Origin of the sequence: Arcanobacterium phocisimile (assembly GCF_016904675.1) — a bacterium.
GTDB classification, from domain to species: Bacteria; Actinomycetota; Actinomycetes; order Actinomycetales; family Actinomycetaceae; genus Arcanobacterium; species Arcanobacterium phocisimile.
Genome location: NZ_CP070228.1, coordinates 622,708 through 645,389 on the forward strand (window position 1 = coordinate 622,708; position 22,682 = coordinate 645,389).

A 22,682-nucleotide genomic window follows, 5' to 3' on the forward strand; every position below is an offset into this window, starting at 1 on the left:
TAGTTGGTGGGGAACTTGGAAATAACTGGAGAACAGGTACTGTCTGGTTGTTCTACTGGCCCTGCCTGTGCAGATGTTTAACGTCGAATGAGGGAAGTGATCTGCAGTGAATGGGGCAATAGCGCAAACCTCGTTCATATACGTCGCAGTTTGCGCTATTCCCTGTTTTACTGCTGCTCGGCAGAAGCAGATAGGTAGATGGATGACAGATGGATAGGTAGATTCTCCCCGCGCAAGTCTAGACATAGGGCGCCGGTATATGACCTGCATGTTCCAAATCGGCGGCATAGCACATGGCGGGGCGCTATAGAGCGCCAGCGTGCACTATGCCACCGATCTGGGTGGGTAACTGATGACGTGATGCGGAGTGGGACAGTTCAGAGGCTGATTGCTGACTCGATTGGTCGAACCGTTCCGCGTTCGAAGGAGTAGACCTGATCCGCGTGTTCGGTGTGTGCCAGCCGGTGGGTGACCTCAATAATTGTCACGCCGGGCAGTTCGCGGGCGAGGCGCTCGCGGATGCGTGCATCGAGTTCAACATTCAAATTCGCCGAAAACTCGTCAAGTACCAGCACTTCTGGCTTCATGATCAGCGCGCGTGCCAACCCGAGTCGCTGTGCCTGACCGCCCGACAGCTGTGTGCCGTCTTGACCGGTACGCGTCTGCAAACCATCTGGCATTGCATAAACTTCGTCAGCCAATTCCGCCATTTCGAGCGCCGCCCACACGTCCTCCTCAGAGGCATTCGGTGCGCCGAGTCGAACGTTGTCGGCGATGGTGGTGTCAAGAATCTGATTCTTTTGAGTCACGAGCACCACGTGGGAGCGCAGCTCCTCGAGGCGAATATCGCGCGCATTGACGCCGTTGACCAGGATTTCCCCAGTGCTCGGATCGTCGAAGCGCAAGAGCAGCTGGGCGGCGGTTGTTTTTCCAGAACCTGAATGCCCGACGAAAACTGTGTGGGATCCGCGCGGAATGACGATGTTTGCGTCGCGAAGCGCGGGCTGGGAATCGTCGCCAGTCAGCGGGTAGTGGTAGGTGACGTTGCGCCATTCGATCGCCGGGGTAGTAGGTGAGGCCGGGATACTGGACGACGCGGAATCAGCAGGTGAGCCAGCCGGATAGTCCAGTTCACCGTCGACAACCCCGTAATCGCTATGGGCAATGGTCCAGATGCGACGCGCGGAGGCGAAGGACGCATCGAGCGCACCCACCGCGTCTTCAACTCCCTTCGGCCCTTCGAAAATCCGCAACATGCCGGCAGATAGTGCGATAACCAGCGCCGGATCGACACCGGAAGCCTGCCCGGCAAACGCAAGACCGACAACCGAGAGTGCAGCCAACGAAATGTTCAGGCCGCGGCGCAGACCACGGAAGAGTGCCGGACGGCGAGTGTCGGCAGCGACGATTGTTCCAAGTTCTTCCATCCGGTCCAGGCGTTCATGTTCTAAACCGTAGCCAACAACTTCTTCGGCGCCGAACACTGAGTCGGTGACGTGAGAGACAAGGTCGGCGCGATGTGCCAACTGGGTTGTGGTGGCTTCGAATGAATCACGAGCGCCTAACCATGGCACCAGGGTCATGGCCAACAGGTAGCATACTGCCGGCGGTAGCACGACCAACCATCCAATATTCATCCCGATTGCCAAGAAGATAATGGGCGGGACGACGATCGCGGATATGACTGGCGCGAACGTGTGCGCGTAGACCACTTCGATGCGGTCAACGTCGCGGGTCAAAGAAGCCAAGAGGTCGCCGGAGCGGGTGCGGGTGGTGATCATCGGTGCTTGCGGCCAGAGTTTGGAAAACGCGTATCCGCGGAGCAGTTCGAGCGCTTTGAATGCCACGAAATGCCCGAGGAACTGTTCCAAATAATAGGCGAGTGCCTTGATCGCGGCCACGATGACGATCGCAATGAGGTGTGAGCCGATGGGCTGGCCGGCGAGCGCGTTGACGACTGTCCATGCGGCCCACGCGAAGAGCACCACGTCCATGGTGAGGTTGATGAACCGGAAGCAGGTAGAAAGCAGGAGTGGTGCGTGTACCGGGCGGGTGATGCCGGTGAGCCAGGTGAGCAGTTCACGGTTGGTGGGTTGGATTGGTGTGGTTGCTTCACTCATGAGCGTGCTCCTTCGGTGACAGTGCCGTCGGTGACTGTGTAGAGTTTGTCGGCGATACGTAGCAGTGCGTCGCGGTGGGTGACCATGACGACGGTGAGTTCTTCACCGATCTGCTCGATGGCGTCGATAATGTGGGCTTCGGATTCGACGTCGACGTGGGAGGTTGGTTCGTCTAGGAACACGATGTCGCGTCCGGATAGGAAGGCACGGGCGAGCGAAATGCGTTGTGCTTGGCCACCGGATAGGCGTGAGCCGCGTTCTCCAACATCAGTGTTTAAGCCCTCGGGCATGCGTCGGATGTCGTGGGCGACGTGGGCGCGTTCGAGTGCTGCCCACATGTCCTCTTCGGTGGCGTTTTTGTGTACCAGGCGTAGGTTGTCGGCGATTGTGCCGGTGAAGAGCCAGGTGGTTTGGGATACGGATGCGGCGAGTTTGCGAATCTCGGCAGGGGATAGGTTCGCGAGTGCTTTGCCGGAGATCGTTATTGAGCCCTCTTGCATGGGCAGTGAGCCTTTGAGCAGTCCGAGGAGGGTCGATTTTCCGGCGCCAGATGGTCCCATGACGGCGACTTTTTCGCCGGCGTCGACGTGGAGGCGAGCGTTGTGGAGCACTTCGCCGCGTCCGTAGTCGTAGGTGACGTCATGGACGTCGATGAGGTGAGTATCGGCGGGGTCGATGGCGGCGTGCGAGGTATCGGCGGCGCTCTCAACCCCAGCCTGTGCTTCGGGCAATGGGTGTTGTTCGAGGTAGCGTTTGATTGCCCGCTGGGCGGCGATCCCGCCCATGCCGATGTAGAAGAATCCGGCGACCTGGTTCAACGGTTCGAGAAGCAAAACGAGCAAGAACAGTGCTGTGAGGGCTTCGGTGATGTCGATTCGGCCAGCGTCGATCCCCCAGGAAATGAGCAAGACTGACCAGCAGATAAAGACCAGTGAGAATACGCCGTCGAGAACAATAATGACGATCTGGTTGCCGGCCAAGATCCGCATGATTGCGCGACGGTTCTTTTCGCCTTGGGCACGCAGCGTGGTTTCAAGGCGCGGGCCGGCGCCGAAGAGGCGGACGGCGGTGAGGTTGCGGATCGCGTCGAGGTATTGGGTGGTGAGTTTGGCGCGTTCGGCGCGTGAGCGTGCGGAGACTCCACGGAAGACGCGCATGAAACCGCCGACGAGTAGCGGCACGAGCGGAATGCTGATCGCCATGCCGAGCCCCAACCACAAGTCGACTCCAACGGCGATGTAACCCACAAGCAGGACCGGGGTGAGTAGCGCTGCCAGGGTGGAGCCGAGGTATTGCTGCCGGAAGTCGGTGAGCCGTTCGGCGTTGTCAGTCATGAGCTGGATGAGTTTTGCTGAGGAGAACTGGTCGGAATCGTTTTTGGGTAGCGATTCTGAGGTGAAGATGTGGGTGAGTATGCGGCGGCGGATGCGTTTTTCTTCGGCGCGGGCGTGGGAGACACCTGAGACGATTTCGAGTATTCCGAAAACGCCAGCGACCAGTGCGGCGACGACGGCGAAGATCCATCCGCTGGTCGCGGGTGTGCCCGCAGCTAGGTAGGTGCCGAGTTGGTGTGCGGTGGCGGTAAGTGCTACTGCGATTGCTAGTTCGACGAAAACCCGCATCGTTGCGGTGTAGCGGGTGCCGCGAGATCCGGCCGGAGAGATGACTCGGATTTTGGAGCGCGGATCGCGTCGTGGCGTGTGTGACACGGTGTTCTCCCAGAGTAGACAGTAATTTCTGGTTACTAAGGGTAGCCTAACTGATAAGTTGGAGGTAGCGATGTTGGACCTAGTATATGTGCTAATCTCGTTTCGGTTTCGCGACACCCGTATGTGGGGATGGGAGGTTGAAAAGAGTTATCGGCGATTCCTAACCCTGAAAAAGATAGCGACATTAATTGCGTCCTATGTATAGTATCGTTGAAAAATGTGACGAGTATTATAATGGCGGCGAGCATGCTATCACTGCCGGAGTGCTGGCGGTGAACATCACGTTGAGAAATCCGTATCCGCTATAGAAAAACCGCCATATATTTACTAAACTCTGGAACTGCAGAGATCCGGCTATCACCGGGGAGCATTCGGAAGAACGGCGTTGCGCTTTCCTAGGCACTCACAGCGCTTACTAGAACCGAACGGATGGGCTCGTCATCGCCCATAACGAGCGGCCACGCCGAGGCTCCGCCCACCACCCCTGGTGAGCGATCGCGGTTTGGCAAGCGAGGTGGTACCGCGCAAACGCCCCAAGGTGGCTATGCGTCCTCGCCTGACCGAACCAAACGAGGAGTTCTTTCATGGGCGAGCAGTCTACATCTAGCCGCTATCCGCTCCACCGCAACGATGATGTGGTGGCATCCCCTAATTTCCCGCGCATAGAAGAAGACATTCTGGCCTACTGGGAACAAGATGAAACGTTCCAGGCGTCCATTGACCAGCGGGAAGGCCGTGAATTCGTCTTCTACGATGGTCCTCCTTTTGCTAACGGTCTGCCGCACTACGGCCACCTGCTTACCGGCTACGTCAAGGACCTCGTAGCTCGCTACCAAACCCAGCGGGGCAACCGCGTTGAGCGCGTTTTTGGTTGGGATACCCACGGTCTACCAGCAGAACTTGAAGCAGAACGCATCCTTGGCATTGAAGATAAGTCTGAGATCGAAAAAATCGGTATCGAAAAGTTTAATGATGCCTGCCGTAGCTCGGTGATGAAATACGCCGCCGAATGGAAAGAATATGTCACCCGTCAAGCCCGCTGGGTGAATTTCGACGGCGGTTACAAGACCCTCGATCCAACCTTTATGGAATCGGTCATCTGGTCCTTCAAGTCGCTCTATGACAAGGGCCTAGTCTACGAAGGCTACCGCGTCCTGCCATACTGCTGGAACGATCAAACCCCGTTGTCCAACCACGAATTGAAGATGGACGACGACGTCTACCAAGACCGTCAAGACCAAACCGTCACCGTCGGCTTGCGCATGGAAACCGGTGAACTGGCCCTGATCTGGACCACCACACCATGGACCTTGCCATCCAACCTCGCCATCACCGTCGGCCCAGACATCGACTACGTCGTCGTCGAACCAACCGAAGGTGAACTCGCCGGTGAAAAAGTCATCATCGGAAAAGAACGCCTTGGCGCATACACCAAGGAACTCGGCGAAGAACCACGCATCGTCAAAGAAGTCAAAGGCCGCGACCTCGAAGGTCTACGCTACGAACCAATCTTCGACTACTACACGCGCGATTCGGAAGCCCCCGGACCAAACGCATGGAAGATCTGCCTCGCAGACTACGTCACCACCGAAGACGGAACCGGACTCGTCCACACCGCACCATACGGTGAAGACGACATGTTCGTCCTCTCCGCAGCTGGCGTGAAGGTGATCGAAACCGTGGACGCAGGCGGTAAGTTCTTCGACGTCGTCTCGGACTATGCCGGCATGCACGTGTTTGACGCCAACCGGCCAATTATCAACGACCTGCGGGACGCCACCGGCCCAATTGCCCGCCGGGATCCATCCGTGCGCGCCGTACTCGTTCAAGAAAAGTCCTATGTTCACTCCTACCCACACTGCTGGCGTTGCCGTAAACCACTGATCTACAAGCCAGTAACTTCTTGGTTCGTTGCCGTCACCAAATTCCGTGACCGCATGGTTGAACTTAACCAAGAAATCACCTGGCAGCCAGAACACATCAAGGACGGCATTTTCGGACACTGGCTCAAAGGTGCACGCGACTGGTCAATCTCGCGTAACCGTTACTGGGGAACCCCAATCCCAGTGTGGAAGTCTGACGATCCAGCCTACCCGCGTATCGACGTCTACGGATCCTTTGAAGAAATCGAACGTGACTTCGGCCGCCTGCCACGCGGACGCGACGGCGAACCAAACCTGCATCGTCCATTCATCGATGATCTGACCCGACCAAACCCAGACGATCCAACCGGAAAGTCCACCATGCGTCGCGTCACCGACATCCTCGACGTCTGGTTCGACTCCGGCTCGATGTCCTACGCCCAGGTGCATTACCCGTTCAACAACGGTGACTGGTTCGAGTCTCACTTCCCAGGTGATTTCATTGTTGAATACATCGGTCAGACCCGCGGCTGGTTCTACGTCATGCACGCGCTTTCGACCGCACTGTTTGACAAGCCAGCATTCACCTCGTGTATCTCACACGGCATCGTGCTCGGAAACGACGGCCGCAAAGCCTCCAAGTCGTTGCGCAACTATCCAGACCCGATGGAAATGTTCAACGCCTACGGTTCAGATGCGGTGCGCTGGATGCTCATGAGCTCGCCAGTACTTCGCGGTGGAAACCTCGTTGTTGACGAAGCAGGTATCCGTGAAGCAATGCGTCACGTGATCTTGCCACTGTGGAACACCTGGTACTTCTATGCGCTCTACGCCGGCACGGTTGATGGCGGTAAGGGATACGTTTCGCAGGGCTTGACCAGCGAACCAACCGACGTGATGGATCGCTACTTGCTTTCCCGCACCTCGATGCTGGCCCAAGAAGTCCGCGAATCCCTCGACGGCCTCGACATCCCAGCAGCAACCCAGGCAATCCGCGCCTACCTCGATCTGCTCACCAACTGGTATGTGCGCACCTCGCGTGATCGTTTCTGGAACGAGGACAAGGCAGCCTTCGATACGCTCTACACGGTTTTGGAAACGTTGATGCGGATCGTTGCTCCGATGCTGCCGCTGATTTCGGAAGAGATCTGGCGTGGTTTGACTGGCGGACGTTCGGTTCACTTGACCGACTACCCAGAAGTGGGCGAGATCGACGCCGATCTGGTTGCCGTAATGGACGAAGTGCGTAACGTGGTCTCGGCTGCGCATTCGCTGCGTAAGGCTCACAAGCTGCGTGTCCGTCAGCCGTTGCGCACGTTGAGCGTGGTGACCAGCCTCGATTTGGCGCCATACGCTGAGCTGATCAAGAGCGAAGTGAACGTTAAGGATGTTCAGATCCAGTCCGCCTCCGAATCTGGTTTGGAAGTATCGACTGACCTGGCAGTTTTGCCTCGCGAGCTCGATCCGTCCGTCCGTAAGTTCACCTCGGCGCTGTTTAAGGCTGCTAAGAGTGGACAGTGGGAAGAGGTCGACGGTGGCGTCAAGATGCTTATTGACCCAGAAATCGTTCTCGAACCACACCAGTACGAATTGACGACGTCGGTAAGCGCCGAAGAAGGTTCGGTTGCAACCGTGTTGGCTTCCGGTGCGTTCGTGGTGCTCGATACGGTTCTCGACGCCGAACTTGAAGCTGAAGGTTATGCTCGTGACGTGATTCGTGCAATCCAAGATCAGCGCAAGGCGGAAGATCTTCACGTTGCCGATCGCATTCGACTAACCTTGACTGTTCCACAAGAGCGCATCGATGCTGTTAAGACGCATGAAGAAATGATTTGTGCAGAAACTCTTGCAGTAGAATGCGAAGTTCTCAGTGGTGAATTCCAAGTTGCAGTAGAAAAGGTGAACTAAATGAATGACGCTATGGATTCGGCTCCTACGCCGGACGAGGTCGATGACAACAGTGAAGCGTTGGCTGCGCTTTTTGCCTCCCCGCTGTTTGCGGGGCCGGATCCTAGCGTCGTTTCTGATGTGCAGAGCCATGAGGAAGCCGAAGCTACCCAATGGGTAGAAGACGCTGAAGTGTATGCGCGTGTGCAGCAGATTTACACCGCTATCGTCTCGCGTGCTCCCGAACACAAGGTTCAGCCTTCGCTTGATCGGGTGCGCCGCGCTCTAGATCTGATGGGTAACCCACAAGAGTCATTCCGGACCATTCACATCACCGGAACAAACGGTAAGACGTCGACTGCACGTATCGTTGAAGCATTGTTGCGCGAACGCGGTTTGCGTACCGGGCGTTTTACCTCCCCGCATTTGAGTTCGGTTCGGGAACGTATCTCGATTGACGGTCAAGCTATTTCGGCTACCGATTTCGTACAAACCTGGGATGATGTTGAACCGTTCATCGACATGGTGGATACGGAGTCCCAGGCGGCTGGCGGTCCGCGGATGTCGTTCTTCGAAGTGTTCACGGTGATGGCCTATTCGGCGTTCGCAATGGCACCTGTTGACGTGGCTGTTGTGGAAGTAGGCATGGGCGGACGTTGGGATGCTACCAACGTGATCGACGCCGATGTTGCCATGATTATGCCGATCTCGCACGATCATGAAAAGTGGCTTGGCCATGAATTGACCGATATCGCCTTTGAGAAGGTTGGTATCGTTAAGCCTGGTTCGACGCTTATTTTGGCGCCGCAAGATCCAGAAGTGCGCGCAATGGCATACGAGCAAGCCCACCGTGTCCAGGCCAATATCGTGGACAACTTCGAGGTATTGAGCCGCGAGGCTGCAGTTGGTGGTCAGCTCATTTCGTTGCGCACTCCGGCAGCCGTTTATGAAGACATCCCGTTGGCGATGCTCGGCGCCTACCAGGCTCAAAACGCGGCAGCTGCGTTGAGCGCAGTTGAAGCGTTCTTTGGTGGAGCCGCGCTACCGGCAAACGTGGTTGAACATGCGCTGATGTCTACCTCCTCGCCGGGCCGACTCGAAGTGGTGAAGTCTTCGCCACTGGTCATCGTTGATGCAGCCCATAATCCGGCTGGCGCGCGCGTGACTCGTGAGGGGCTCGAAGAGTATTTCCCTGGCCCGCGAGTAGCTGTGTTTAGCGCCATGGCAGATAAAGACGTAGCCGGTATTCTCACTGAGCTCGAACCTGCCTTCCATTCGATTGTGCTGACCGAAATGGTTGGGGATCGGGCCATGGATATTGACGAACTACAGGAGATCGCCGTCGATATTTTCGGTGAAGATCGGGTTCGTGTCGAAACTGAACTGCTCGACGCGGTTGCGGCAGCAGTCGATATTGCGGAAACTGTGGACCCGGATGCGATCGCTCCGGCCTCAGTCACCGTTCTTGGTTCTATAATGTTAGCCGGACACGCTCGTGAGCTTTTAGGAGCGAGCATAGTTGATATGGAGTCCCACGCATGAGTGAGAAACAAACAACGCTAGTTCTGATCAAACCTGACGGTGTGCGACGCGGTCTGGTGGGCCAAATCTTGGCGCGTATCGAAACCAAAGGATACCTCCTTGACGATATTCGTATGGTGCAGGCGAGCGAAGAGCAGCTTGCTACGCACTACCACGAACTGGTTAATAAGCCGTTCTATCCAGGAATCGTGCGCTACATGACGTCCGGGCCACTGGTGGCGTTGCGCGTGAGTGGCCACCGGGTAATTGAGGGCGTGCGAGCACTGAGTGGAGCAACAGATCCTACCACCGCAGCTGCCGGTACGATTCGTGGCGATTACGGCTACGATACCGGCTCTGACGCTATCGAAAATCTCATTCATTCGTCGGATTCGCCGCAGTCTGCGGAACACGAGTTAGCCGTGTGGTTCTGATGTGGATCAACCAATGGATGCGTCTTGCCGCTGAACGTATCACCGACAACCGTGAATATCTCATTGGACTTGATCGCACTATCGGCGACGCCGATCACGGCGAGAACCTCGATCGTGGTTTCCGAGCAGTGGTTGACTATGTGGAGACGGCGAACGAAACTGATGTGGCCGAACTTTTCCGCGGTATTGGATATACGTTGATTGCGCACGTTGGCGGCGCATCGGGTCCGTTGTTTGGTTCTGCTTATACTCGCATGGGCGAAGTGGCAACTAAAGAGCTGACCCCAACCATTATTGCCGCGATGCTCGATCGTGCTGTTGGTGGAATCCAAAAGCGCGGACATGTGGTTGCTGGCGAAAAAACTATGTTCGATGTGTGGCTTTCGGTCGCTGATGCGGTAAACCATGCTGTTGATGAAGGTGCTGATATCGATCAGTTGCGCGATGTTATCAGTGAAAGCGCTGAAGTAGCCGCCCAGGCAACCGTCGATATGGTTGCCACTAAGGGGCGGGCAGCTTATTTAGGGGAACGCACCATTGGACATATGGATCCAGGTGCGGCATCTTCACAACTCATCCTCCAAGCATTCTCGGAGTGTGTAAACTAGACTCGTGCACCTCAAAACCCTCACTCTGCGTGGTTTTAAGTCGTTCGCATCGGCAACCACACTGCATTTTGAACCAGGGATAAACTGCGTTGTGGGTCCCAATGGATCCGGAAAATCGAACGTTGTTGACGCCCTGGCCTGGGTGATGGGCGAACAAGGCGCAAAGAATCTGCGCGGCGGCAATATGGCGGATGTTATTTTCGCTGGAACTGCCTCCCGGCAGGCGTTAGGACGCGCAGAAGTTTCGCTCACAATCGATAACACTGACGGGGCGTTACCTATCGACTATTCTGAGGTGACCATTTCGCGCACCTTGTTTCGTGCCGGTGGTTCAGAATATGCGATTAACGGCACGGCATGCCGATTGCTTGATATCCAAGAGCTACTGTCAGATACTGGCATGGGTCGGCAGATGCACGTCATTATTGGCCAAGGAAAACTCGACCAAGTCCTCACCGCCACTCCTGAAGATCGGCGTTCCTTCATCGAAGAAGCCGCCGGAGTGCTCAAGCATCGCCGTCGTAAAGAAAAAGCTTTGCACAAGCTGGACGCGATGCAAGCAAACCTGACGCGTATTGAAGATTTAGCAACCGAATTGCGCCGGCAACTGGGCCCGCTGGCCCGTCAAGCCTCCACTGCACGGCGAGCCCAAGCTATTCAGCAGCATGTTTTTGATGCGCGCGCCCGCCTGCTCGCCGACGATCTAGCCCAAGCCCAAGCGCGGCTAGCTAGCCACACCACTAACGAGGAAGTGCTGGCCGCTCGGCGAGCTGAAACCGATCAAGCCGTGGCGCGTGCCCGCGCTACGGTCAACGAGCTCGAAGCTGAACTTGCGCAAGAAATGCCCAAACTTGAGCAGCTCACTGACACCTGGCAGCGTGCCACCTCGCTCACCGAACGTTTCTCGTCGCTGCGCGCCTTGGCAATGGAACGTCAACGTTCGCTTACCCACGCCAGTCCGCAAATTCACCGTGGTGAATCACCCGAGTCGATTCGGGAACGAGCTCAGGCTGCACGCAAGGAAGAAGAGGAGTTGCGGGCTGCAGTCCAGAAAGCCCACGACAACCTCACCGTCGTCGTCGCCAACCGGGAAAAAGCGGAAAGCGCCGAACGAGAAATCGATATCGAACTGTCCACCCTTAACCGGTCAATTGCTGACCGACGTGAAGCCCTAGCGCGCCTCAACGGTCAACTCGCCACTGTTTCGTCGAAACTCGAAGCACTGAACGCTGAACGCGAGCGTGTCGTGAGCGCCGCAGCTGACGCCCAACGTCGTGCCCACGAAGCAGCCCAGCAGGTAGCCCAACTCGAACAAGACGTCGTGGCACATACCGACGGCGACGACACCCTCGCAATCGAACACGAAGAAGCAGCGAAGGATTTAGCGCACGCTCAAGAAAAACTTGAAGCTGCACGGGCCACCCTCACTCACGCCCAAGGCCAAACAGTTGCCTGGCAGACCAAAGCCGATACCCTCAAACTCTCCCTCGCCCCAGAAGATGCCACCGCCTGGGCACTCGAGACCTACCGTAGCGGCATCACCGGGCTCGTGCGCGACGCCATCAGTATCGACAGCGGATGGGAAGCCGGAATCGAAGCCGCCCTGCGCGGAATTGCCGAAGGCGTCGTGGTTGGCAGTATCGATGAGGCAATCGACGCCTTGCGTGCCGCCCGCCATGCCAACGCCGGACACGTCGAACTGTTGGTCTCCGGAGCCCACACTGACCGCGACGAAGCGCTCGCCGTCGTCGAAAAAACAGGTATCGCAACCAACCAGGTACGCTCGGCAGCCTCGCTTATTCACGGTGACGACGACGTCGCACACGCCTTGCGTTACGCGCTCAACGACACGATCGTGGCAGTAGATTTAGCGACTGCACGCGAACTCATGCATGCCGGAGCCCAGCGCGTAGCCACCCTCGCCGGCGACCTGCTCACCCCAACTACCGCCAGTGGTGGCGAAGTCGAGCACAGTGCAACACTGGCCCGCCAAGCCCTCTACGACGACGCCGTCACCCAAGCTCAGGTAGCACGCGAACACGAAGCGCAAGCTCAAGAAGAAATCGAGCAAGCCCATACAGAAGTGGCAGATAAGCAAAACAACTTCGACATCTTACAAAGCCAGCTCACCAGCCGCGACTCGCATATGGCTGCCGTGAGCGCCCAGCTCGGCGTACTGCGGCAAACCTTGGCCGCTGCCCAAAGCGAAGACGAACGATACGCCCAACGTATGGAACGTATCGATGCTGATATTGCTGCCCGTACAGCGGAGCATGAAGAACTTGCACAACGTCATCAACATGCAACAACTGATCCGGATGACGGCTCTGACCTGCTTAACCAGCTCACCGCCAAACGCGAACACGCACACCGCACCACCGTTGAACTACGCACCAGCGAAACCGAAGCTCGGCTGGCGTTGCGCACTCGCGAAGAACGACTGCGAGCCATTGCTGGACGTGCCGATAGTTTAGAAAACACGGCAGAATCGGTGGCGGCCCGGATAGCTCAGGAAGAACGCGCCGCGCAGCGCCGTGCCCAAGCAGCCGCGGTTGCCCGCTCTATATACGACTATGCCGACCAAGCCTTGATTATTGCCCAACGCATTGTTGAAACGGCAAGTGCCGAGCGCACTGACTTCCAAGAAGCGCACGCGTTGCGCGAAACCGAATTGGGTGCGGCACGTAAAGCTCTTGACACGGCGTTGGCTGATCAACGCCAGCTCGCCGATAACCACCACCAACACGAGCTTGTCTTGGCCGAGTTAACGCTGACGTACCGCCAGTTAGCTGAACGTGCGATCGCGGAGGCTGGTATGGAAGCTGAGACATTGATCGACGAATACGGGCCACACCAGCTCATTGAAGAAATTGAGCCGGAGGGCAGGGCCAAGTCTGGTGCGGGCGACGGTGGCGACGCGGGGGAGAACGACGGCCGGGCAATTCACCGCTATCCGTATGTGCGCGCCGAGCAAGAAAAGCGGTTGGCGCGCGCCGAACGTGACCTGGCCAAGCTTGGAAAGATCAATCCGCTGGCGTTGGAAGAACATGCTGCGCTCGAAGAACGCCACACGTATCTTTCCGAACAACTCGCCGACCTGCGTCAATCACGCACCGACTTGCTACAGATCGTTGCCGACATCGACCAGCGCGTCCACGACGTGATGGCTGGGGCATTTGAGGACGTCGCCCGCGAATTCGCTGACATTTTCGGCCGGCTTTTCCCTGGGGGAGAAGGGCGGTTAGTATTGACCGATCCGGAGTCAATTTTGACGACCGGAATCGATATCGAAGCACGCCCGCCAGGCAAACGTGTCAAGCGGTTGTCGTTGCTTTCTGGTGGTGAACGTTCGTTGACGGCGGTGGCTTTCTTGGTGGCGATTTTTAAGGCTCGCCCGTCCCCGTTCTATGTGATGGACGAAGTTGAGGCCGCGCTCGACGACGTGAATCTGTCGCGCTTGCTCGATATTTTTAACGAGTTGAAGAATAACTCGCAGTTGTTGGTGATTACGCACCACAAGCGCACGATGGAAATTGCGGATGCACTTTACGGTGTGGCGATGCGCGAAGGCGGAGTGACGTCGGTTATTTCGCAACGGCTCAAAGACGTCAGTCCGTAAAAGTAGGCCTTGAGCATGGACGTGAACATGCGCCATCAGCACGACGTACCTAAAATGTGAGCGACTATATAGCGTTTGTTCGTTTCTTTTGGCGAATTTTCCGGGCACACTATAGGTGTGTGGTTCGCGTTGAGTGTAGTCGTTTTTGTTTTTCTTTGTGCAATGGGCGTTATCGGGCTCAGTGCATATAAGCGTCGTCCGCAACAAGGATTTGTTGAGGCATATCTGGATTCCGTCAAAGCTATTCGGCATCATGACGATGAAGCAGAACACATTGCTGTTGAGCATCAAGATGTTGCTGTCGCTGATGTTTTTTCTGCCTTCCCACAGTACGAGGGAGATGCTTATATGAGTCCACGTGAACTCAATGATGCAGTTAGTGAGATCACGTCGGCAACTGGTGTGGATAAGGTCAAGAAAGTCGCAGATCAGTTCAAGAAGGAAGATCACGTCGCTTAAAGTTTATTTTTCTCCCGTTCTGGGAGAAAATTAATACGTGAATACTTTTACTCTTCTCCTCATCGTTGGCCCGCTCCTAGCTCTACTCATTGTTGGTGGAGCTATTGCTTACGTTAAAACTCGGAATAATAAGCAACTACCGCCGGTACACCGGGAAAGTCTGCCAACTGGCTACGGTGCTGAAGATAGCACGCCTGATGGCGAGTGGGCAGAAGTAGGCGAAGAAGTCTCGCCCGAACTGCCAGCCGGCGGCGAAGCAATTGCGGGCCACCCTGGCGTGGATGTGCCCGAGTCAGTACCGTCGCGTATGCAGCGGCTACGTGCTCGCTTGGCTAATTCTGGCGGACTAGGCAAAGCACTTTTGGGTATTCTTTCGCGTGGCGATCTTTCACCCGCTGATTGGGAAGAGCTTGAAGATACTCTGCTGATGGCCGATGTTGGCCTCGATGCCACCACCGAAATCTTGGAAAACTTGCGCACTGCAGTTAAAGTTGCTGGACCTGATGCAGACTTGCGCGAGTTATTGCGTTCTGAGCTTCTTGCTGCGGTCTCGATTGATAAAGATCGTTCGTTGAACCTTACCGGCAAGCCCAGCACGATTCTGATGGTTGGCGTGAATGGTACCGGTAAAACCACCACCACTGGAAAGCTTGCTCGGTTGCTCGTTGCTGAAGAAAACACTGTGCTCTTAGGTGCGGCTGATACATTCCGTGCGGCCGCTGCAGATCAGCTCGGTACGTGGGGTGAGCGAGTTGGCGTTGAGGTTGTGCGTTCGGATCGTGAAGGCGCAGATCCAGCCTCGGTTGCTTTTGAGGCAGTTAAGCAAGGCTCTGATAACGGTGTCGATGTGGTTATTGTTGATACTGCGGGGCGTTTGCAAAACAAAGCTGGTTTGATGGACGAGCTTGGCAAGATCAAGCGCGTTATGGAAAAAACTGTTCCTACCAGCGAAGTTTTGCTGGTCCTGGATGCCACTACCGGCCAAAATGGTATGACTCAAGCAAAGGTCTTCGCTGAAGCTGCTGGGATCACCGGAATTGTGCTCTCCAAGCTTGACGGCACTGCTAAGGGCGGAATCGTTATTTCGGTACAGCGTGAACTGGGCGTTCCAGTGAAGTTCGTTGGTCTTGGCGAAGGCGCCGATGATTTCGCACCGTTCGATCCAGAAAACTTCGTCGATTCGTTGCTCTCCTAGTGACTTGCGTAGTGTGCTAAGCACACTACGCAATACCGCTACTGTTGATAACCTTGTAGTCTGTGAATAATTAACCGTTGAAAGGTAACTTATGTTCAACTCCCTGTCTGATCGCATAACTGGCTCATTACGTAATCTACGTAAGCGGGGCCGGCTATCTGAGCAGGATGTCGAAGCGGTTATCTCTGATATTCGCCGGGCACTACTTGATGCGGACGTCGCTCTTCCAGTGGTTCGCATGTTCACCGCAGCTGTCCGTGAGAAAGCTGTGGGAGCTGTAGCATCCCAAGCCCTGAACCCGGCCCAACAGGTTGTTAAGATCGTTAACGAAGAACTGATTTCGGTTCTTGGCGGGGAAACTCGTGAGCTGAACTGGGCAACCGGCACTGCTCCAACAGTGATCATGCTTGCTGGTCTTCAAGGTGCTGGAAAGACCACCCTTGCCGGAAAACTTGGTCGCTGGTTGCGTGAAAGCGGAAAGCGTCCATTGTTGGTTGCTTCGGACTTGCAGCGTCCAAACGCTGTTCAGCAGCTCTCGGTTGTTGCCGAGCAAGCTGGGGTAGCGGTCTGGGCGCCAGAACCAGGTAACGGTATTGGTGATCCGGTTCAGGTTGCTCGCACGGGTGTGGCACACGCACGTGAGAATGGTTTCGACGTCGTGGTGGTTGATACCGCGGGGCGTTTGGGTATTGACGAAGAGATGATGGAACAAGCTCGCCAGATTCGCGATGCGGTTGTTCCAGACGAAATTTTATTCGTCCTCGATGCGATGGTTGGTCAAGACGCTGTCAATACCTCACTCGCGTTCCGCGATGGGGTTGGATTTACCGGCGTTGTGCTCTCGAAGCTCGACGGCGATGCTCGCGGTGGTGCGGCGCTTTCAGTTCGTGGGGTTACTGGTCAGCCAGTGCTCTTTGCCTCCACAGGTGAGAAGCTCGATGCCTTTGAGCGCTTCCATGCTGATCGTATGGCATCGCGTATTCTCGATATGGGTGACATCCTCACCCTGATCGAACAGGCAGAGCGTACCTGGAATGAAGAAGAAGCTGCCGATTTGGCAACGAAGATGGCCGGCGGTACCTTCACGCTGGAAGATTTCTTGGCTCAGCTCAATCAGATGCGCAAGATGGGCTCGATGAAGAAGCTCATGGGTATGCTCCCGGGCATGGGACAATTCCGTGATGCGATTGAAAACTTTGATGAGCGCGAGATCGATCGCCAAGAAGCCATCGTTTTGTCGATGACGAAGAAAGAACGTGAAAACCCGAAGATTCTTAACGGTTCGCGCCGGCAGCGTATCGCTAAGGGTTCGGGAACCACTGTTCAAGAAGTTAATTCTTTGATGGAACGCTTCGAACAAGCGAAGAAGATGATGACGTCCATGGCCCGCGGTGGCGGTATGCCAGGCATACCAGGGATGCCCGGACTGCCTGGAGCTGGTGGCGGCTTCACTAAGAAGCAAAACAAGAAGGCGAAGAAGAAGTCTGGTTCGAAGAAGGGACGCTCGGGTAATCCAGCAAAGCGTCGCCAGCAGGAACTCGAATCAGCCCGGAAGAAGGAACAGAACAAGAGTGGAGCATTCGGCGCTGCAGATGCCGGGCAGCCAGAGGTAGATATCGATAGCCTCGCGAAGTTCCTACGGTAAGTACCCGCATGGCAAACTATCGCCTCAGCGGCACGTTACGCGGAACCCAACGTCACGAAGTATGGATCGTGGACGGGGTGATCTCGTATCGGGCGCCGCAAGGGCGAGTCATTGACATGCGCGGGTACGTCTATCCGGGCCTGCTTGATGCTCATACCCATCCCGGCCTGAACCGGGACGGTAACCTGTTATCACGCCAGGAGGTGCGTCGGCGTTTAGAGGCGTTGCGCAGCTGGGGTGTTACTGCGGTACGTGACAGTGGTGGCCAACAAAACCCGAGCCATGACCGTGCCGTTGGGCTTCCCCGAATTATTCACTGTGGCCAGCATATTTCGCGTCCACGCCGCTACACCCGGTATTTGGCGGTAGAAGTCGAACCAGAAGACCTCGTAGCACAAGCATTGTTTGAATACGAAAAGTCTGATGGTTGGATCAAACTTGTTGGCGATTGGATCGATCGTGAAGCAGGGGACAACCTTCCGGTCTGGCCACGTCAAGCACTCGTTGAGGCAGTCGCTGCTGTGCATGAGCGCGGCGGAAAAGTGACCGTGCATTCGTTTTGTGCTGAAACCATCGACGATCTGCTCGAAGCCGGAGTCGATGGCATTGAACACGGCACTGGAATGACCGCCGAACATCTACAAGAAGTCGCCCGCCGCGAAATTTTGATTACCCCAACTGTCCATCAAATCCGCCGATTCCCGGAATTTGCGCACGCCGGGGCACGCTTCCCGAAGTATGCGCAACGGATGTTACGCATGGATGAGCATCGCCGCGAACACCTGCAGCTGATGATCGATTCTGGGGTTCCGATGCTGATGGGAACAGACACGGCAGAGAACGTCACCGAGGTTGCTATGCCGCATGAGCTTATAGCCGCCGTCGAGGACGGCTTCTCGCCAGCACTAGCCATGGCGAACGCTAGTTACGCTGGCCGGCGCAGGCTCGGTTTCCCTACCTGGGAAGAAGGAATGCCAGCCGACTTCGTCGTCTACGGCAACGATCCAGAAGTCGACATTCGGCAAACTCTCACCCCAGCATCAGTCTTCATTGACGGTATTCGGTTCCCAGGGAAGAATTGATCGATCGTATAGCTCGAGGCTCAATCTACATCTGAGTAGATTGAGCCTCGAATTTTTAGCATCATACAGCTTCAGCTGCAGACTTTTCGTTCCACTAGCATTAGCGAGAACGCTGGGTGTACAAGCCCAATGTGCCTAGCCAGACCGTGATCCCCGCAATGCTCAGAACTGCCGACAGTGGCGTGCCTGCAAGATAGTTCAGCATCGACGGATATTTTTCAATATTCACAACACCGTTGTAGAGTGCGAGGAACAACAAGAATTCGCCGAGCAAAAACGCGATGGTGAGATTACGTGACTCAGAATTCCAGGTGGACGTCACCAATAGAGCATCCAGCGCCGCAATGCCGACGAGAGTCAACAAGAATGCGATGATCATCGGCAGGAATGGAAAACCGGTTCCTGATACTAGCGGAGAAGCGAAGACCACGTAGATCATCGCCGCCAATAGCAAGCTACCGAATGACATCAAGGTCAGTGCTTTCGTCATAATTACTCCAATGCACTAGTGCGAGTACATTACTGCACTTCCACGCGGATGTGTCCCCTCAGTGATAAAAGCACGCCACGCAAAAGTTGATACATATAGTATATTGGAGATTTCACCTGAAAGTGTTCGAATCAATCTCCCAACGGAATGAAGCCTTGCGGAATATCTTTATACGATTCCGGATCGTTAATCGGCTCGACGTGGACGGTCACGACGGCGTCGTCAAGCACCTCTTTGATCTGGGTCACGAGCATCTCGGCAAAATCGTGGCCCTTCTTCACCGTCCAGGAATCAGGAACCAAGGCGTCGAACTTAATGAACCGCTGATGGCCAGAAACGCGAGTCTGTAACCCGTGAAAGGCGATCATTCGCGGATGCGAATGCGCCGCGAGAATCGCCACGATCGTCTGATTCTCACTATCTGGCAACGCCACATCCATCAGTCCAGCTAAGGCGTCGCGCATCAGCCCAATGCCCACGTAGATAATGTTGAGCGCCACGATAATAGCAACAATCGGATCGAGATAGACCCAATGCGTCAGCGCCACCAAACCAACACCGAGAATAACGCCTAGAGAAGTGACGATATCGGTGAAGAGGTGATGAGCATCGGCAGTTAACGACGGGGAGTGGTAGCGTCTGCCTGCGCGGAGCAACACAAATCCGGTTGCGGCGTTGATCAAACCGGCAATCAGCGAGATTGCGATACCTAGCCCAATCGACTCCACCGGAACCGGGCGTAAAATCCGGCCGATAGCCGAGAAAATGATTAACGCGGCCGCCCCGAAGATCATTGCGCCTTCCACGGCTGCGGAAAAGTATTCGGCCTTTGCGCGGCCGAACGTGTAGCGTGCATTAGCTGGCTGTGCGGCAAGTTTGAGCGAAATAACTGCCACGATCGCCGCCACCAGATTCACCACAGACTCCATTGCGTCCGAAAGCAACGATACGGAACCGGTGATCTCGTAGGCGATATACTTCAAGGCAATGGTAGCAATTGCGGCCCCCACAGAAAGCCAGGCGTACTTGGAGATATCGCGCGGTGAACTGGACGATGAATGCATACCTCTATTGTGCCCATGTTTATGGGCATCTCCACAATGTGAGGTGAGGGATGCCACCTTCGAGCTTTTCGTCAAAGAATAGCGAAGTAGTGCGAATTCTGGCACAATAGATCGTTGTACTCAGGTTGCAATTCGGGCCTCTCACCGAGTGAATACCTCAGTTAGGAATGATGAGATTTTACGTGTATTTCCCACCGGAAAATCTTGGAATTCCGCCCAACTATAGAACCAGGAGTGACCACAAAAGTGGCAGTCAAGATTCGTTTAAAGCGCATGGGTAAGATCCGTGAAGCGCACTACCGTGTTGTTGTCGTCGATTCTCGTAAGAAGCGTGACGGTCGCGTCATCGAAGAGATCGGTTACTACAACCCAAACACCAACCCGTCAGTTATCGACATCAACTCTGAGCGTGCTCAGTACTGGATCGGCGTTGGCGCACAGCCATCCGAAGCAGTACTTGCTCAGCTGAAGATCACCGGTGATTGGCAAGCAGCTAAGGGTCTCGAAGGTGGTTCCACCCTCAAGACTCTCGAGAAGGTCGATCCAGAGAAGGCTCGCGAAGAAGCTATCGCGGCTGTCCAGGACGAAGCTGAGAAGCGTCGTGCTGCACAGGCAAAGGCTCGTGAAGAAGCTGAAGCTAAGGCTGCCGCCGAAGCTGCTGAAGCAGAAACCGAAGCTGAGACCCCAGCTGAAGAGACTGAGGAAGCCTGATGTTAGCCGAAGCCTTGGAACACCTCGTCCGTGGAATCGTGGACAACCCCGACGACGTCGAGGTTTCATCACGAACCAACCGCCGCGGTGAACTTCTTGAAGTTCGCGTAAACCCGGAGGACTTGGGCCGCGTGATTGGTCGTAATGGCCGCACGGCCAAGGCATTGCGTTCCGTTATGGGCGCACTGGCTACGAACGGTTCCGTTCGCGTTGATGTGATCGAAACAGATCGCTGAATTTACGTGTCATAGACCCGCCCTTGGATACCGAGGGCGGGTCTATCTCTTAGAAAGGCTATTCATGCTGTTAACTGTTGCGATTGTCGGAGCGCCACACGGGCTTAAAGGCGATGTGAAACTCAACGTGCGCACGGACTCTCCAGAGCGCCGCCTCGTCGTCGGAAAAATGTATGAAACCGAACCAGCAGAACTCGGGCCAGTAACTATCGCCTCGGTACGTTCACATAAAGGTTCCACCTATGTTACGTTCGTTGAGTATGCTGACCGCACCGGTGCGGAAGCACTACGCGGCGTCAAACTCGTCGTCGAAACCGACGAAGACGAAATCGAAGAAGATGCCTGGTATGCCCACGAACTCGTTGGCCTCGAAGCACTCGATCCCGAAGGCTACGAACTCGGCGAAGTCACCGGCCTTGAACCCGGACCAGCCCACGATTACCTGATCGTGCGCGAACCCGACGGGATCCTCACCAAAGTTCCATTCGTCAAAGCAATCGTGACCGAGGTCGATCTCGATGACAACTGCGTCATCATCGACGCCCCAGCAGGATTATTCTCCGACGCAGAGCTGGAGATCGACTAATGCGTATCGACATCATGACGGTTTTCCCGGAGTTCTTCTCGGTACTTGACGTCTCCCTCGTGGGCAAAGCCCGCCAGCGCGGACTGTTAAGTATCGACGTCCATGACGTTCGCGACTGGACCACAGACGTACACCGGACCGTTGACGATACGCCATTTGGTGGCGGTGCCGGCATGGTGATGAAACCGGACGTGTGGGGGCGTGCTATCGATGACGTGCGCAGCTACACCGACGCGCAAGCAACATGCGTTCTTGCAATTCCCACCCCCTCAGGTGAGCCGCTGACGCAACAAAAATGCTACGAGCTCGCCCAAGCAGACCACATGATCATCGCCTGTGGCCGGTACGAGGGAATTGACTCACGTGTCGCGCAGTATTACGCTGAACAACCCAACGTCGTCGTCTATGAATATTCGCTCGGCGACTACGTCCTCAACGGTGGGGAAGTTGCGGCCACCGCGCTCGTCGAAGCAGTCGGCCGCCTCGTGCCTGGTATGGTGGGCAACCCGCAGTCTCTCGTTGAAGAATCCCACGGTGCAGCCGGTCTGCTCGAATACCCGGTCTATACGCGTCCGGCAGAGTTTCGCGGAATTGAGGTTCCGGAGGTTTTAACGTCGGGAAACCACGGAGCAGTAGACCGTTGGCGACGCGACCGCGCGCTCGAACGCACCGCGCAACGCCGCCCAGACATGATTGCGCGCCTGACCGACCTCGATAAAAAAGACTGCGCTGTCTTGGTGCGCTACGGCTGGATTCGGCCAGCGAAAACCACCGCTCCGGTACGTCAGGTAACGTTACGAACCGCAACGGACAACGACGTCGAACGCCTCGTTGCGCTCGCGGCAGCGACGTTCCCAGATGCTTGTCCGCGATACTTACCTGAAGAAGCTATCGCTGAGCATGTAAGGATGTATTTGTCACCGGAACAATTCCGAGACTGGTTGCGTGACCCGCACGCCGTCGTCGTGGTTGCTGAGATGGACTACGAACTTATTGGGTACAGCGTGACGCTCACCGGTGCCGACGCAGCGCGAGAACCAGGAGCTCCGCAGGTGAGCGAAACTGAGTCACTTGCTTACTTGTCAAAGTTTTATCTCGAGCGCAGTTGGCGCGGGAGTGGACTTGCTAGGCTACTCATGAACGCCACGATCACCCATACCACCGAGATTGCGCCTAATGATCGTGAAACATTGCTGTGGGTCGGCACTAGCGAAACCAACCGTCGGGCTATCAAAGCCTACAAAAAAGCAGGATTTACCACGTACGGCAAACGCATCTTCGTCGTAGGTGACGTGGATAATACCGATGTCACTTTAGTGCGTTCCCTAAATCTGGCAGAATAAGAACGCTTGCTGTAAAAAGATATACACACGCCTGCCGCAGGGGGCCGTATATGGAGCAAGAATAATGCACATACGAACGGGGCTTGCCCCGGAAAGCATTCTGGCCTGCGT

At 55.8% G+C, this 22,682-nt stretch carries 17 protein-coding genes; 13 read left to right on the forward strand and 4 right to left on the reverse strand.

Annotation, left to right across the window (positions count from 1 at the left end; translation table 11 throughout):
- Positions 1 to 377: 377 nt before the first annotated feature.
- Positions 378 to 2,120 carry an amino acid ABC transporter ATP-binding/permease protein gene (locus JTE88_RS02735; protein ID WP_204425222.1) on the reverse strand — a complete coding sequence of 581 codons (1,743 nt, stop codon included), beginning with the start codon at positions 2,118 to 2,120 and terminating at the stop codon, positions 378 to 380.
- A complete protein-coding gene (locus JTE88_RS02740; protein WP_239519549.1) occupies positions 2,117 to 3,829 on the reverse strand; it encodes an ABC transporter ATP-binding protein/permease in 1,713 nt (570 codons plus the stop codon). The genes JTE88_RS02735 and JTE88_RS02740 overlap by 4 nt, the downstream gene beginning before the upstream one ends.
- A 584-nt stretch (positions 3,830 to 4,413) precedes the next feature.
- Here JTE88_RS02740 and ileS point away from each other — a divergent pair.
- From ileS to JTE88_RS02785, 9 genes are all read left to right on the forward strand, one after another.
- Positions 4,414 to 7,599 carry an isoleucine--tRNA ligase gene (gene ileS, locus JTE88_RS02745; protein ID WP_204425223.1) on the forward strand — a complete coding sequence of 1,062 codons (3,186 nt, stop codon included), beginning with the start codon at positions 4,414 to 4,416 and terminating at the stop codon, positions 7,597 to 7,599.
- Positions 7,600 to 9,120 carry a bifunctional folylpolyglutamate synthase/dihydrofolate synthase gene (locus tag JTE88_RS02750; RefSeq protein ID WP_204425224.1) on the forward strand — a complete coding sequence of 507 codons (1,521 nt, stop codon included), beginning with the start codon at positions 7,600 to 7,602 and terminating at the stop codon, positions 9,118 to 9,120.
- Positions 9,117 to 9,533 carry a nucleoside-diphosphate kinase gene (gene ndk / locus JTE88_RS02755; protein ID WP_204425225.1) on the forward strand — a complete coding sequence of 139 codons (417 nt, stop codon included), beginning with the start codon at positions 9,117 to 9,119 and terminating at the stop codon, positions 9,531 to 9,533. The genes JTE88_RS02750 and ndk overlap by 4 nt, the downstream gene beginning before the upstream one ends.
- Positions 9,533 to 10,141 carry a dihydroxyacetone kinase subunit DhaL gene (gene dhaL, locus JTE88_RS02760; protein WP_204425719.1) on the forward strand — a complete coding sequence of 203 codons (609 nt, stop codon included), beginning with the start codon at positions 9,533 to 9,535 and terminating at the stop codon, positions 10,139 to 10,141. Before ndk ends, dhaL begins: the two co-directional genes overlap by 1 nt.
- A 4-nt stretch (positions 10,142 to 10,145) precedes the next feature.
- The gene (gene smc, locus JTE88_RS02765) at positions 10,146 to 13,760 is read left to right on the forward strand and encodes a chromosome segregation protein SMC (protein WP_204425226.1); all 3,615 of its coding nucleotides are present in this window, start codon (positions 10,146 to 10,148) and stop codon (positions 13,758 to 13,760) included.
- A gap of 75 nt (positions 13,761 to 13,835) precedes the next feature.
- Positions 13,836 to 14,219: a hypothetical protein gene (locus JTE88_RS02770; protein WP_204425227.1), complete on the forward strand. Its 384-nt coding sequence runs from the start codon at positions 13,836 to 13,838 to the stop codon at positions 14,217 to 14,219.
- 37 nt (positions 14,220 to 14,256) lie between these two features.
- Positions 14,257 to 15,414, forward strand: coding sequence for a signal recognition particle-docking protein FtsY (gene ftsY / locus JTE88_RS02775; RefSeq protein ID WP_204425228.1), 1,158 nt, complete (start codon positions 14,257 to 14,259; stop codon positions 15,412 to 15,414).
- Between the two features lie 91 nt (positions 15,415 to 15,505).
- A complete protein-coding gene (ffh, locus tag JTE88_RS02780; protein WP_204425229.1) occupies positions 15,506 to 17,059 on the forward strand; it encodes a signal recognition particle protein in 1,554 nt (517 codons plus the stop codon).
- Between the two features lie 8 nt (positions 17,060 to 17,067).
- A complete protein-coding gene (locus tag JTE88_RS02785; protein WP_204425230.1) occupies positions 17,068 to 18,141 on the forward strand; it encodes an amidohydrolase family protein in 1,074 nt (357 codons plus the stop codon).
- Between the two features lie 100 nt (positions 18,142 to 18,241).
- Here the strand turns inward: JTE88_RS02785 and JTE88_RS02790 are convergent, their stop codons facing one another.
- Both JTE88_RS02790 and JTE88_RS02795 read right to left on the reverse strand, forming a co-directional pair.
- Complete coding sequence (locus JTE88_RS02790; RefSeq protein ID WP_204425231.1) at positions 18,242 to 18,631, reverse strand: hypothetical protein; 390 nt, start codon at positions 18,629 to 18,631, stop codon at positions 18,242 to 18,244.
- Positions 18,632 to 18,762: 131 nt separating this feature from the next.
- Positions 18,763 to 19,695: a cation diffusion facilitator family transporter gene (locus JTE88_RS02795; protein ID WP_204425232.1), complete on the reverse strand. Its 933-nt coding sequence runs from the start codon at positions 19,693 to 19,695 to the stop codon at positions 18,763 to 18,765.
- Between the two features lie 246 nt (positions 19,696 to 19,941).
- On the opposite strand from JTE88_RS02795, the gene rpsP reads away from it, so the two are divergent.
- From rpsP to trmD, 4 genes are all read left to right on the forward strand, one after another.
- The gene (rpsP, locus tag JTE88_RS02800) at positions 19,942 to 20,406 is read left to right on the forward strand and encodes a 30S ribosomal protein S16 (protein WP_204425233.1); all 465 of its coding nucleotides are present in this window, start codon (positions 19,942 to 19,944) and stop codon (positions 20,404 to 20,406) included.
- Positions 20,406 to 20,642: an RNA-binding protein gene (locus tag JTE88_RS02805; protein ID WP_204425234.1), complete on the forward strand. Its 237-nt coding sequence runs from the start codon at positions 20,406 to 20,408 to the stop codon at positions 20,640 to 20,642. The genes rpsP and JTE88_RS02805 overlap by 1 nt, the downstream gene beginning before the upstream one ends.
- Positions 20,643 to 20,706: 64 nt before the next feature.
- Entirely contained in the window at positions 20,707 to 21,228 is a 522-nt protein-coding gene (gene rimM, locus JTE88_RS02810) for a ribosome maturation factor RimM (protein WP_204425236.1), read from the forward strand.
- A complete protein-coding gene (trmD, locus tag JTE88_RS02815; protein WP_204425238.1) occupies positions 21,228 to 22,571 on the forward strand; it encodes a tRNA (guanosine(37)-N1)-methyltransferase TrmD in 1,344 nt (447 codons plus the stop codon). Before rimM ends, trmD begins: the two co-directional genes overlap by 1 nt.
- The last annotated feature ends 111 nt before the right edge of the window (positions 22,572 to 22,682 follow it).